General features: G+C 66.9%; 11 protein-coding genes. 3 read left to right on the plus strand and 8 right to left on the minus strand.

The features are described from left to right. Positions 1 to 189: 189 nt before the first annotated feature. Positions 190 to 1,521 (minus strand): Nramp family divalent metal transporter, encoded by a 1,332-nt coding sequence (locus N5D91_RS08175; RefSeq protein ID WP_180854453.1) that lies wholly within the window; start codon positions 1,519 to 1,521, stop codon positions 190 to 192. A 116-nt stretch (positions 1,522 to 1,637) separates the two neighbouring features. On the opposite strand from N5D91_RS08175, the gene mntR reads away from it, so the two are divergent. Continuing rightward, positions 1,638 to 2,108, plus strand: a complete 471-nt coding sequence (gene mntR / locus N5D91_RS08180; RefSeq protein WP_006372477.1) for a manganese-binding transcriptional regulator MntR — start codon at positions 1,638 to 1,640, stop codon at positions 2,106 to 2,108. Between the two features lie 68 nt (positions 2,109 to 2,176). On the opposite strand, the gene N5D91_RS08185 is transcribed toward mntR, so the two are convergent. The 4 genes from N5D91_RS08185 to fabR all read right to left on the minus strand — a co-directional run bounded on the left by N5D91_RS08185 (position 2,177) and on the right by fabR (position 8,578). Next, positions 2,177 to 2,737, minus strand: coding sequence for a thioredoxin-like domain-containing protein (locus N5D91_RS08185; protein WP_180854452.1), 561 nt, complete (start codon positions 2,735 to 2,737; stop codon positions 2,177 to 2,179). Then, positions 2,727 to 4,886: a TonB-dependent receptor gene (locus N5D91_RS08190; protein WP_180854451.1), complete on the minus strand. Its 2,160-nt coding sequence runs from the start codon at positions 4,884 to 4,886 to the stop codon at positions 2,727 to 2,729. The genes N5D91_RS08185 and N5D91_RS08190 overlap by 11 nt, the downstream gene beginning before the upstream one ends. 261 nt (positions 4,887 to 5,147) lie before the next feature. Then, positions 5,148 to 7,538, minus strand: a complete 2,391-nt coding sequence (locus tag N5D91_RS08195; RefSeq protein WP_180854450.1) for an autotransporter outer membrane beta-barrel domain-containing protein — start codon at positions 7,536 to 7,538, stop codon at positions 5,148 to 5,150. A gap of 383 nt (positions 7,539 to 7,921) precedes the next feature. Beyond that, positions 7,922 to 8,578 carry an HTH-type transcriptional repressor FabR gene (gene fabR, locus N5D91_RS08200; protein WP_005409961.1) on the minus strand — a complete coding sequence of 219 codons (657 nt, stop codon included), beginning with the start codon at positions 8,576 to 8,578 and terminating at the stop codon, positions 7,922 to 7,924. Between the two features lie 92 nt (positions 8,579 to 8,670). On the opposite strand from fabR, the gene N5D91_RS08205 reads away from it, so the two are divergent. Together N5D91_RS08205 and N5D91_RS08210 are read left to right on the plus strand one after the other, a co-directional pair. Beyond that, complete coding sequence (locus tag N5D91_RS08205; RefSeq protein ID WP_180854449.1) at positions 8,671 to 9,741, plus strand: ferredoxin reductase; 1,071 nt, start codon at positions 8,671 to 8,673, stop codon at positions 9,739 to 9,741. Positions 9,742 to 9,752: 11 nt separating this feature from the next. Beyond that, on the plus strand, positions 9,753 to 10,901 hold the full coding sequence (locus N5D91_RS08210; protein ID WP_071229068.1) for an acyl-CoA desaturase: 1,149 nt from the start codon (positions 9,753 to 9,755) through the stop codon (positions 10,899 to 10,901). A 5-nt stretch (positions 10,902 to 10,906) separates the two neighbouring features. Here the strand turns inward: N5D91_RS08210 and N5D91_RS08215 are convergent, their stop codons facing one another. From N5D91_RS08215 to N5D91_RS08225, 3 genes are read right to left on the minus strand one after another with little or no spacing between them, the layout of a single operon-like run. After that, the gene (locus N5D91_RS08215; RefSeq protein ID WP_008267331.1) at positions 10,907 to 11,242 is read right to left on the minus strand and encodes a tetratricopeptide repeat protein; all 336 of its coding nucleotides are present in this window, start codon (positions 11,240 to 11,242) and stop codon (positions 10,907 to 10,909) included. Further along, entirely contained in the window at positions 11,242 to 11,817 is a 576-nt protein-coding gene (locus N5D91_RS08220) for a flavin reductase family protein (RefSeq protein WP_110712570.1), read from the minus strand. The genes N5D91_RS08215 and N5D91_RS08220 overlap by 1 nt, the downstream gene beginning before the upstream one ends. Further along, positions 11,814 to 12,443 carry a superoxide dismutase gene (locus N5D91_RS08225; protein ID WP_153855536.1) on the minus strand — a complete coding sequence of 210 codons (630 nt, stop codon included), beginning with the start codon at positions 12,441 to 12,443 and terminating at the stop codon, positions 11,814 to 11,816. Before N5D91_RS08225 ends, N5D91_RS08220 begins: the two co-directional genes overlap by 4 nt. Between the last annotated feature and the right edge of the window lie 87 nt (positions 12,444 to 12,530).

The raw sequence follows: 12,530 nt of genomic DNA on the forward strand, positions 1-12,530 counted from the left end.
TGGCGGGGTCGGATCCCTTGCCAGAGGCAAGGGCTCTGACCCCACATCGTGAAGGCATCCACGCATGGCGTGGATCTACTGGTGGAACCCGCTTCCTGTAGAGCCGAGCCCACGCTCGGCTGCTGTTCGTGCGGTGTGCGATGAGTCGAGCATGGCTCGACTCTACAACGGCGTCCCAGGCATTTCGCGCTATGCGCCGCTGAAGGTATCCACCAGCAGCTTCACGTTCAACACCACGATCACCAGCGCGATCACCCAGGCGATGCTGCCCAGCCAGCGCGGGGCCACCAGCGCGCCCATCGTCACCTTGTCGGTCACGATCCGCACCAGCGGGATGATCGCGAACGGCAGCTGCATCGACAGCACCACCTGGCTCAGCACCAGCAGCTTTACCGCGCCCTGGTCGCCGAACAGCATGATCACCACCACCACCGGAATGATCGCCAGCGCCCGCGTGATCAGCCGACGCAGCCACGGCGGCAGGCGCAGGTGCAGGAAGCCTTCCATCACGATCTGGCCGGCCAGCGTGGCGGTCACCGTCGAGTTCAGGCCCGAGGCCAGCAGCGCAATCGCAAACAGCGTCGCCGCGGCGCCCACGCCCAGCATCGGCGCCAGCAGCTGGTGCGCCTGCTCGATGTCTTCCACATCAAATCGGCCATTGGCATGGAACACCGCCGCCGCCAGGATCAGGATGCTGGCGTTGATGAACAGTGCCAGGGTCAGTGCAAGGGTGCTGTCGGTCACTGCCCAGCGCAGCGCGCTGCGCCGGCCTTCATCGGTGCGCGGGTAGGCACGGGTCTGCACGATGGACGAGTGCAGATAGAGATTGTGCGGCATCACCGTGGCGCCAATGATGCCGATGGCGATGTACAGCGCATGCGGATCGGTCACCACCTGCGCGCGCGGAATGAAGCCGCCCAGCACCGCCATCACCGGTGGTGCGGCCATCGCGATCTGCACCACGAAGCAGGCGAAGATCACCATCAGCAGCGCGATCACGAAGGCTTCCAGCGCACGGAAACCGCGGTTCATCAGCAGCAGCACCAGCAGCGTGTCCAGCGCGGTGATCACCGCGCCCCACAGCAACGGCAGGTCGAACAGCAGCTTCAGCGCGATCGCGGTGCCGATCACTTCGGCCAGGTCGCAGGCGATGATCGCCGCCTCGCACAGCGCCCACAACGCCAGGTTCACCGGCTTCGGGTATCGGGCACGGCAGGCCTGGGCCAGGTCCATTCCGGTGGCGATGCCGAGCCGCGCCGACAGCGCCTGCAGGATCACCGCCATCAGGTTGGAAATGAGGATGACCGACAGCAGCAGGTAGCCGAAGCGCGAACCGCCGGCGAGGTCGGTGGCCCAGTTGCCCGGGTCCATGTAGCCGACCGAGATCATGTAGCCCGGGCCGAGGAAGGCCAGCAGGCGGAACCACCAATGGCCCTTGTCGGGCACCGCCACCGAGGCGTTGAGCGCACCCAGGCTGGCCGGGGTGGAGGCCGAAGGGTCGCGGGGTGCCAGGGTGTTCATGGCTCCGAATATAGCTCCTGCTATAGTCATTAGCAATGTGAAACAATCGTCTTTATCGCGTTACTGGTCCAGAATTCAGGTTCAACACCGGAACAACCGGAAGGACAGGCGCAGGCGTGGGCAAGACCGACGATTCGACATCGCTGAAAAGCACCCCCTTGATCGAGGCCGAGCGCCAGGTCGAGAGCTTCCGGCAAGTGCGCGAGGCGCACCGGATGGAGCTGGTGGAGGACTATGTCGAGCTGATCTCGGACCTGCTGGCCGACGGCGGCGAGGCCCGCCAGGTCGACATCGCCACCCGCCTGGGCGTGGCCCAGCCCACTGTGGCGAAGATGCTGCGGCGGCTGGCCCGGGATGGCTGGGTGGTACAGCGGCCGTACCGCGGCGTGTTCCTGACCCCGGAAGGCGAGGCGCTGGCGCATGCCAGTCGCCAGCGTCATCAGACCGTGGAGCGTTTCCTGCTGGCGCTGGGCGTGGACCCGGATACCGCGCGGCGCGATGCCGAGGGTATCGAGCACCATGTAAGCGAGCAGACGCTGGCGCTGTTCGAAGCGTTCGTGCGCAAGGCCGAGGGCGAGGCGCCGTAACGGTAGCGCCGGGCCATGCCCGGCGGCCGTAATGTTGCGTCACGCATTTCGCCGGGCATGGCCCGGCGCTACCGCGATTGGATGCCGGCGTTGGGACAACGGGCCTGTTGCTGCGCACACGCCTGCTTCGCCCATTCCTTCAACACCGGCTGCAGGCCTTCATAACGCCGGCCTTGCCAGCCATTGGCCAGCACGGCGCCGTCGGCATCGATCAGCACCAGATTCGGCGGTGCCAGCCCCGCCAACGCCTGGAGTGCCGGCATGCGCGCGGCGCGGCGCGGGTCCAGCACCGGCCACGGCATGTCCTGCGCGTGCATGTAGCGGCGCAGCGCGGCCTCGCTCTCGTCCAGGCTGACGTACACCACTTCGGTATCGGCGCCGGCCTCGCGCAACGCGTCACGCACGCTGCGCAGGGTGGGTACGAAGGCATGGCAGGGCGCGCACCAGTCGGCGCCGAAGTACAACGCCACCAGCTTCGGTGGCGATGGCCACTGCATCGGGCGCAGCGAGCGCTGTTCCGGCCGCATCAGCGAGGCCGAGACCTGCGCATGCAGGTCCGCAGCCATCGCCGGTGCGGCCAGCAGCACGGCACAGGCCAGCAACAACGCTCGATGCAGCTCAGAACGCATAGCGCAGGTTGACGTACCACGAGCGCGCGAAACGCGGTCCGTAGACATAGTCGCTGTCACGCAACGCACCCACCTCCAGATCCTTCTGGCGCCGGTCGAACACGTTCTTGACGCCTGCGGCCACCGACACTTCCTGCTGCGCCTGAGCGCCCAGGTGACGGTGCCAGCGCGCACCCAGATCGGTCACCAGGAATGAACGCGTGCGGTGCAGTTCGCCCAACCGGTTGTTCAGCACCGACATCGGGCCGGTGTGGCGCAGCGCGACGAAGGTCTCCCACGGCTCGGCCGGCATCCAGCTGAGCTGGGCCAGGCCGGTCCAGCGTGGGGTCTTCAGGTAGTCGCGGCTTTCGATCACGGTGTCGCCGCCGTCGCCGGTGTCGTCGAAGATGCGCTGCCGTTCGCGGAAGCGCGAGCGGTACCACGAGGCACCCGCGGTCAGGCGCCACTGCGGCGACGGCTGCCAGCCGAGGTTGGTTTCCGCGCCCAGCACATTGGAACCGGACGCGTTGTAGCGCAGCTGGCTGAGCTGGCCGTCGTCGCCGCGTTGGATCTCGCCCAGTGCGAAGGTATCGCGGATGCGCGCATACGAGGCGGTGGCATCCCAGCTCCACACCGGATTGGCCGGGTCCGAGCGCCAGTCGAAGCCGAACAGGGTGGTCAACGCGCGTTCTTCCTTCAGGCCGTCGGTGTTTCGCACGCGCACCTGTTCGCCACCCAGCGTATCGACATGTACGTCCTCGACGAAGATTTCCGGTGCACGGAAGCCAGTGGCAACGCCTGCCCGCCACTTCAGGTTGGGCGTGGCCTGCCAGGCCAGCGCGATGCGCGGCGAGAACACTGCGTTGTCCAGCTCCGAGCTCTTGTCCACGCGCGCACCCAGCACCAGGTCAACGTTGTCGCGCAGGCTCCATTCGTCCTGGATGAAGGCGCCCAGGTTGTGGAAGGTGGCATCTTCCAGCACCGCCAGCCGCTGCCCGTCACCGCTGCGGTTGTCGTCGCGCAGCGCCTCGTGCTTGTACTGCACGCCGAAGGCCAGCGCGTGCGCGCCCAGCCGCCAGTTCAACTGGCTGTCGATGTAGTGCAGCGGGTTGTGGGTGCGGCCGTACTGGCGCCACGACCGCGAGGCCACGCTGCCGGCCACGTTGGGGTCCAGCTGCGACGGGTCATAGCCCGGCGCCGACGGATCGGTGACCACGTCGCCCAGGCCGCCATAGAAGCTGTCGCGGTCGATGTCGGCGAAGGCATAGGCCAGGCGGAAATCGACGTCGGCATTGATCTCCTGATCCCACGACACGCTGCCGCGCCGGTACTTCGTATCCAGCGATTCGGCGATGTTGGCCAGGTATTCCGGCTGGTCCAGGCGGTTGCCGCCGCGGCGGGTTTCATCGGTCACCTGCAGGTCCAGGCGCAGCCGTGTGCCCGGCGTGGGGGCGTACCAGGCCTGCAGCCCGCCGACCTTGAGGTTCTTGCGGGTGATCTCGGTGTAGCCGTCGCCGTTGTAGTCGATGCCACTGTTCCAGTTGCGCTGGGCGATCACTGACAGGCCCGCGTCTGCGTCCTTGGCGACCAGGTCCAGCCGCACGTCGGCGTTCTTCTGCGGCGTACCCTTCAAGACATCCACGCCGGCCTGCACATGGCCACCGCTGCGCGCCGGCAGCGGCGGGATCAGGTTGATCACACCGGCCACCGCGCCCGGGCCGTACAGCGCCGAGCCGCCGCCCTTGACCACTTCGATGCGGTCGACGAAGCCTGCCGGGATCTGTTCCAGGCCGTACACACTGCCCAACGTGGACAGCAGCGGGATGCCATCGAACAACAGCTGGTTGTAGGCGCCGGGCAGGCCCAGCAGCTGTACTTCGCTGGTGTTGCAGTTCTGGCAGTTGCTTTCCACGCGCAGGCCATTGATCAGCTCTGCGGCGCGCGAGAAGTCGGTGGCCGCGCGCAGCGCGATGTCTTCCTTGCGCAGCACTTCGGTGCGGATCGGCACGTCCGACAGCAGGCGTTCGCTGCGAGTGGCAGTGCTGACCTTGACCTGCACACGGTCCAGCTCGGTCGGCTTCGGTGTGGCTGCCAGCGCGGGCAACGGCAGGGTCAGGGCGATGGCGGCAGCCAGAGGCAGCCGGCGGGATAGGGGTCTGGAAACGGGCATGAGGGCGTCGTCCTTGGGAGAGGAAAGGCGGCGAGGGCGACCTGGCTGACGCATATGAAAGCAGAGGGTCATAGATATAGCAAATGCTATATAGATGAGTCCTGGCAATCATGAGGACGAGGGCTCAGGTCAGATCATCGCGGACGACAGTGTTATAACATTACATTGCGTCAGCAAAACCCTGCCGGATGTCATGCCCGGCAGGGTGCGATGGAGAATCGAGAGACGCCGCCCCGGCTGGTCCCAGGGCGGCGAGGGGGCTTACCAGGCGGCGCGCAGGCCGACCTGGGCGCCGTGGTTGCGATAGCCGCTGTCGCCACGCTGCACACGCAGGTCACCCCATGCGCTCCAGCGCTGGCCCAGCTGCAGCTGGGCACCGGCCTGTACCTCGTAGCGGTTCTCCGGCGTCTTCGCGTTCAGCGACTCGCTGTTGAAGCGCATCGACGCGTCGCGCTGGCCACGCAGCCAGTTCGCCGCCAGGAACGGCTGCACGCGGTTGCCCTGCAGTGTGCCCTGGCCAAAGAGGCGTACGCCGAGGCGGCTGTTGAGGCCGCCGCCGCGACCATCCTCGACCGTGGTGCCATTGTTTTCGACCAGGCTATCGCCGTCGTAGTCGGTCCAGGTCAGCTGCGCCTGCGGCTGCAGGTACAGCGTGCTGGCCTCACTGCTGCGGATGGCCCAGGCATAACCGGCTTCCAGCGATGCGCTCCGAGTCCTGGAATCGTAGGTCTCGCGGGCGATGCCTTCGCCCTGCACCTCGTTGTCGAAGCGTGCCGCCTGCAGCCAGCCGTCCACATACAGGCCGGCACTGCTCTGTGCATCCTGCACCCAACCCAGGTAGACACCGGCCGACTTGCCCTTGACCTTGCCGCGGGTGCCATAACCGCTCAGCGTCGACACCGCCTGCGTGGTCGCCCCGCCGGTGCCCAGCATCACGCCGACTTGGCCACGGCCATCGCCCCAGCGCCAGACATCGCTGCCCAGCTGCAGGGTGTTGATGTGGGTACGGGCATCGACCTGGCCGGCCACGTTCGCCTGCAGCTGGTCACGCCCGGCGCGCACCCAGGTGCCGATGCGGGCGCGGTCGAAGCCGGGCTCGCCGCGGTCGTGGCGGCGCAACTGGAACATCTGCACGGCCGCGGCCTGGTTGGCCAGGTACGCTCCGGGCTCCGGACGCAGCACGGGGACCGGGTCGACCGGCACTTCCGGGTCCACCGGATCAACCGGGTCGGTCGGGTCGGTCGGGTCCACTGGCTTGCACTCCGGCAGCGCCGGATTGATGTCGCACGGATTGCCGGTGTAGGCCGAGGTCAGGTACCAGTTGCCGTTGGTCGCGCCGGGTGTGCCCTTGCGCAGGAAATACTCGTACATGCCACCGATGGCGCGGCCCTGCAGTGCGAGGTGGCCATTGCTGGCACCGTCCACCTGCACCAGCGGAATGCCGTTGACGGTCTGTGCGCCAGCGCCGGCAATGTTGTTGACGGTGACCTGGGTGGTGCCGCTGGTATCACCGGTCACGTGCATGCGCGAACTCGCTGCGTCGTCGCCGGCCAGTACCGTGTTGAAGTGCAGGGTGCCGCCATTGCCGGTGTAGTTGCCGTTGACGGTCAGCTGCGGATAGGCCGCACTACCCGCAGCACCGAGGAAGATGTCGCTGCCCGCACCCAGGGTGAGGTTGCCGGTGTTGCTGTCGCCGGACAGCGTCCAGCGGCCGCCCTGATCGACGATGACATTCGCCGGGCCGAGGATGCGGCCGGTCAGGTCGAGGCCGTCGAGCAGGCTGATCTTTGCGGTGGCGGTATCGGCAATGGTGATGTCGCCGCTGAGCGTCGAGGTGCGCGCGGCGAAGTCGAGCAGGGCGTTGTCGCGCGCTTCGATCATTACGCCATTGCCGCCGATGAGGCTTGCGCCGTTCTGTGCGGTGATGCGGACGGTTTCGTTGATGTCACTGCGACGGACGAGGATGGCCGGGCCGCTACCCGACTCCACGCGAGAGGCGTCGATGAGGACGCCCCAGGTTGCCTGATTGTCGGTACGTCCGGATGCGGTCGAGTTGTAGGAGATGTTGAGGCCCGACGTGTCTCCGATGACCGTTGATCCTGCGCGCAGGTTGACCACGGCACCGCCGATGGAAATGCCACTGGTACCGCGGAATGTGCTTCCCTGCGACTCCAGTGTGGCGCCCGCGTTGGCGCCCAGCCCAAGCAGCCCCGAACGGCCGAAGCTGCTGCGGATGGCGGTCAACTTGCTGCGTGGGAGCGAGTTGGCACCGACATCGGTTGCAAGCGCGAACCGGCCATTGATGGTGGAATCCTGGATGATTGCCGTGCTATTGCGGAGCCCGTTGGTCACGGTGCTCCCCGCCGTGTTTACCGTTGCATTGCTCAGCAGCAGCTGGGCCGGATTGCCGCTGCTGTGGGCGGCCTGAATCTCTCCGATGGCGGCACCGTTGACGATGAGCATACCGCCCGAGACCTGTGCAGCGTCCCCTTCGCGTGGATCTCCTGGGTTGAGGGTCACGGTCTGGCCGTTGCCAACAAGGATGATGGCCTGTGCGTTTGGCGTGGCGGCCAACAAAAGGCTTGTGGCAATGGCCAGCCCCAGCGGGGCGCAGGTGAAAGAAGTCGACGGCGTGAACTGCATCATGCGCATGGGTGTGTCTCCTTGGAACGTTGGGTGGGACCTGCATCCGCAGGGCCGGAGGCGGCACTGTGCGAATCGGGTCTTGCCTGGGCCATGCAATTAATCTGAAACGCCTGCAGCGACACCGATTGGGTTCAAACGCCGTTCACTGACGTATTCAGCTGAATGGGTCGCCGTGCTGGAATAGTGCACGGCAGGTGAGGGCGTCATGAAGATCGTGTCGGAACCACGCGAAACCCTATTCACATATGTAGATATGTGACGGGTGATCCAGTTCATGCAGGCGCGTGGCCGTCCGTCGCTGCGCCGCGACAATCGAGGTGAAGGCCCGCTGGGGAGCGCAGCGTCTGCCGCCAGGGCCGGACGCCATCGATCCGGCAATCGGGCAGGAATCAGCCGCGGCGGAACGCGGCGGGGGTACGGGCGCCGACGATGATCATGCGGATCATCGTGGAGATCTGTTCGACCAGCTCCGGATCCTTCTCCGGTGGCAGGTCCATGGCGGTGGCACCCATCGCGAACACCAGCCGGGTGATGGCCTTGGCCACCAGTTCCGGGGCATGCAGTACGGCGCCATCCAGTGCGGCCAGGCGCACCAGGTCGTGCTGCAGCTCTTCCTCGAAATAGTGCAGCTCGCGTTCGACCGCATGCTTGAAGTCGTCCGAGCCGACCGCGCCCTCGCGCAGCAGCACGTGCAGCAGCTTGTCGTCGGCGCGCAGCTGTTCCATGAAGGTCTCCACCGAGACCCGCACCACGCTGGTGGCGGTGGAGGTGGCGCGCTGCCGGGCCTCGCCGATGATGGTGCGCAGCGAGCGGCCGGCCGCATCGATCAGCGCCACGGCCAGTTCGTCCATGTCGCGGAACTGCCGGTAGAAGCTGTTCGGCGCGATGCCGGCCTCACGTGCCACTTCGCGCAGGCTGAGCGTGGACAGGCTGCGGTGCGGCCCGATCAGTTTCAGGGCAGCAGCCAGCAGATCCTCGCGGCTCACCGTACGGCGGGCCGGGCTGTTGGCATCTTCGGGCGTCGACAAGGCGGTGGCGGCGGCCATGGGGGTTCCGGTGGGGCGAGGCTGAATCATACCCAATCCGGTTCAATATACACATGTATACACAGGTGTATGTGCGCCCGTATAGTGCGCCCATGAGCGCTGTCGTCCGTCCGTCCCTGTTCTCTCCGTACCGCTGGGTCTCGCCGTCGCTGTTCGATTTCTGGGCGGGCCAGCTCAATCCCCTGTGGACCCTGCGCGAGCCGGTGGCCCGCCTGGTCCGGCGCGAGCCGGCCGGCGAGGGCGCGGCGACCCTGGTCCTGCGCACCAACCGGCACTGGGCGGGTATGCGTGCCGGCCAGCACGTCACCCTCGGCGTCGAGATTGAAGGACGCCTGTGGCAGCGCAGCTACAGCCCCACCGCACTGGGTCGGCGCGAGCTGGCGATTACCGTCAAGGCGATCGACGGCGGCCGGGTCAGCCAGCATCTGGTCAACCATGCGCAGCCGGGCGAACTGTTCCGTCTCGATGCCGCTTTCGGCGAATTCCATATGCCGGCCGCGGCGCCGGTGCTGCTGCTGGCGGCCGGCAGTGGCATCACGCCGATGCGCAGCCTGCTGCGCGAGGCCTGCCAGCGCCCGCTGGCGGCGCCGGTGGACCTGTTCTACTGGGAGCGCACCGCCGCCCATCTGCAGTTCCGTGATGAACTGCAGGCGCTGGCCGCAGCGCATTCGAACCTGCGCGTGCACCTGCTGACCACCCGAGAAGGCGAAGCACCGGCCGCGCGCATCGATCGCCATGATCTGCAGGTGGCCGGCGATGACACGCCGTTGGCGCAGCGCCATGTGCTGGCCTGCGGCCCGGACGGCTTCGTTGCCGCCGCGCGCGAGCGCCTGGCGCACCAGGTGGCCGGTTTCCAGGCCGAAGCCTTCACCCCGCCAGCGCCGCTGCGCGATGCCGACAGTGAAGGCGAAGTGTCGCTGACGCTTGCGCGCAGTGGTCGCCAGCTGAGCGTGCCGCGTGGCCGCTCGCTGCTGGAAAGCCTCGAAGCCCATGGCATCAAGCCCAAACACGGCTGCCGCATGGGTATCTGCAACACCTGCTCCTGTGACCGTGTAAGTGGTGCGACCCGCCACCTGCGCACCGGCGACCTGCAGTCCGAAACGGCGCAGCCGGTACGGATCTGCGTGAGCGCACCGACCACCGACCTGACCCTGGATCTCTGAGGACGCCTGCCATGACCCGCGCTACCGACCGTGCCCTGAGTACTGCCGAGATGCATGCCTTCGGTGAGGAACTCGACGCGATCCGCGACCGCGTGATCGGCAGCCTCGGCGCCTCCGATACCCGCTACATCCGCCGCGTGGCCGCCGCCGTGCGCTGGTTCGGCGTGGGTGGCCGTGGCCTGCTGTTCCTTGCGGCGTTCTCGCCACTGTTCTGGATGCCGCTGCTGTGGCCGGCCGCGATCACCGGCACGCTGCTGCTGGCGCTGTCGAAGATCCTGGAGAACATGGAGCTGGGCCACAACGTCATGCACGGCCAGTTCGACTGGACCGGCGACCCCAAGCTCAACGGCAACACCTACGAGTGGGACATCGTTGCCACCGCCGACAACTGGCGCAAGACCCACAATTTCCGCCACCACACCTACACCAACGTGCGTGGCATGGACGATGACATCGGCTACGGCCTGCTGCGCATCTTCCCGGAACAGCGCTGGAAGCCGTTCTACCTGCTGCAGCCGATCATCGCGCCGATCTTCGCGCTGCTGTTCCAGTGGGGCGTGGCCGCGCAGGACCTGCGCCTGGGCCGCTGGCTGAAGGGCCGCATGAGCAGCCGTGCGATGTGGCTGCAGACCCGTCCGGTGGCGCGCAAGATGCTGCGCCAGGTGCTGAAGGACTACGTGTTCTTCCCGCTGCTGGCCGGTCCGTTCTTCCTCACCGTGATGCTGGGCAACCTGGTCGCCAACGGCCTGCGCAACATCTGGACCTATGTGATCATCTTCTGCGGCCACTTCACCGCTGAATCGGAAACCTTCCCGAAGGAGTGCCTGCGCAATGAGTCGCGCGGTCATTGGTACCTGCGCCAGCTGCGCGGTTCGTCGAACATCAGTGGTGGCTTCCTGATCAATGTGCTGTCGGGCAACCTCAGCCACCAGATCGAGCACCACTTCTATCCGGACCTGCCGGCCAACCGCTATGCGGCCATCGCCAAGGAAGTGAAGGACATCTGCCGCCGCTACGGCCAGCACTACAACAACGGCTCGCTGCCGCGCCAGTTCGGCCAGGTGGTCTGGCGCATCCTGCGCCACGCGTTCCCGAGCAAGCCGCGCCGCCTGCCGATGTCGGACATCATGTCCGCACCGGCATCGGCCAACGCGGGCTGATCGACTCAGCCCGCCTTCGCCAGGGCCGCCTGTTCGCGGTCCAGGCGACGCAGGAACACCTGCATTTCCTTGCGTGCCTGCTGGTCGCCCTTGCTGCCGGCCACGCTCAGCCCGCGCTGCCACGCTTCGCGTGCCGCCTGCGGTTGGCCACTGGCCAGCCAGGCTTTGCCCAGCAGCTTCCACGCCGCCGAATACTGCGGATCAAGGACCACGCAACGGCCCAGATGGGTCGCCGCGCGCACCGGGTTGCCGGCATCCAGCCAGCCCTTGCCCAGGCCGAAGCGCAGCAGTGCGCCGTCCTTGCCGCTGGCGAGCATGCATTCCAGAGCCTCGATGTTCATCAGCGCACCTCCACCAGCAGCTCGGCCGGTCCCGGCTGGAAGCGGCCGCGATGGAACAGCAGCGGTGCGCCGCCGTTCTCGTGCACCTCGATGATGCGGCCGGCCAGCAACAGGTGATCGCCCACCGGCCACTGTGCGTGGCGGGTACAGGTGAGATGCGCTACCGCACCGGCGATGCGTGGCGGGGCGTCCTCGTCGTCATCCAGCAATGCCAGGCCGTCGAAGCGGTTGCGTACCTGCGGATCGGCGAAGCGCCGGGCCAGTGCTTCCTGGTCGGCCGCCAGCACGCTGATCGCGAAGCGGGTGGCGCGCTGGAAGGTGGACAGGCTCTGCGCGTGCAACGCCAGGTTCCACAGCACCAGTGGCGGCTGCAATGACACCGGCACGAACGAATTGATGGTCAGGCCGATGGGGTTGCCCTGCGCATCGCGCGCGCAAACGATGGCCACGCCGGTAGGAAAGTGGCCGAGCAGCCGCCGCAGGGCACGCGGCGGCATCTCGACCGACGGCACCGGGGCCGGGGCGGGGAAGACCCCCGCCCACGGCCCGGCGTACGGCAGTGTCTCGCCGCTCATGAGGCCCGGGCCTGGCGGTAGCGCCGGCCGACCTCGGCCCAGTTGATGATGTTGAAGAACGCACCGATGTAGTCCGGGCGGCGGTTCTGGTAGTGGAGGTAGTAGGCGTGTTCCCAGACGTCCAGTGCGAGGATCGGGGTATTGCCCGACAGGCCGACCGCCGTGCCCATCAACGGGCTGTCCTGGTTGGCACTGCTTTCCACCTGCAGGCGGCCATCGCGATCGCTGGTCAGCCAGGCCCAGCCACTGCCGAAGCGGGTCTGCGCAGCCTTGGTGAAGGCCTCCTTGAAGGCATCGAAGCCACCCAGATCGCGGTCGATGGCGGCGGCCAGCTCATCATCGGGTGCGCCGCCGTTGGTGCTGAGTACGGTCCAGAACAGGCTGTGGTTGGCGTGGCCGCCACCGTTGTTGCGGACCGCGCCACGCTGCGCCTCGGGCACGGCATCGAGGTTGGCGATCAGCGCCTCGACCGGCTGCTCGGCGATACCGGCCTGCTCGATGGCGGCATTGAGGTTGTTGACGTAGGTCTGGTGGTGCTTGCTGTGATGGATCTCCATCGTGCGCGCATCGAAGTGCGGCTCAAGGGCGTCATAGGCATAGGGGAGCGGGGGAAGCGAGTACGACATCGAAGCAATCTCCGTGGGGAAGGCCAGAAGGGCTGGCCGTGGGGAGATCGTTATCGCACCTCAACATTGGTTGAGGTCAAGAGATCA

The organism is Stenotrophomonas sp. GD03794, from assembly GCF_029842145.1.
Lineage (GTDB): Bacteria > Pseudomonadota > Gammaproteobacteria > Xanthomonadales > Xanthomonadaceae > Stenotrophomonas > Stenotrophomonas riyadhensis.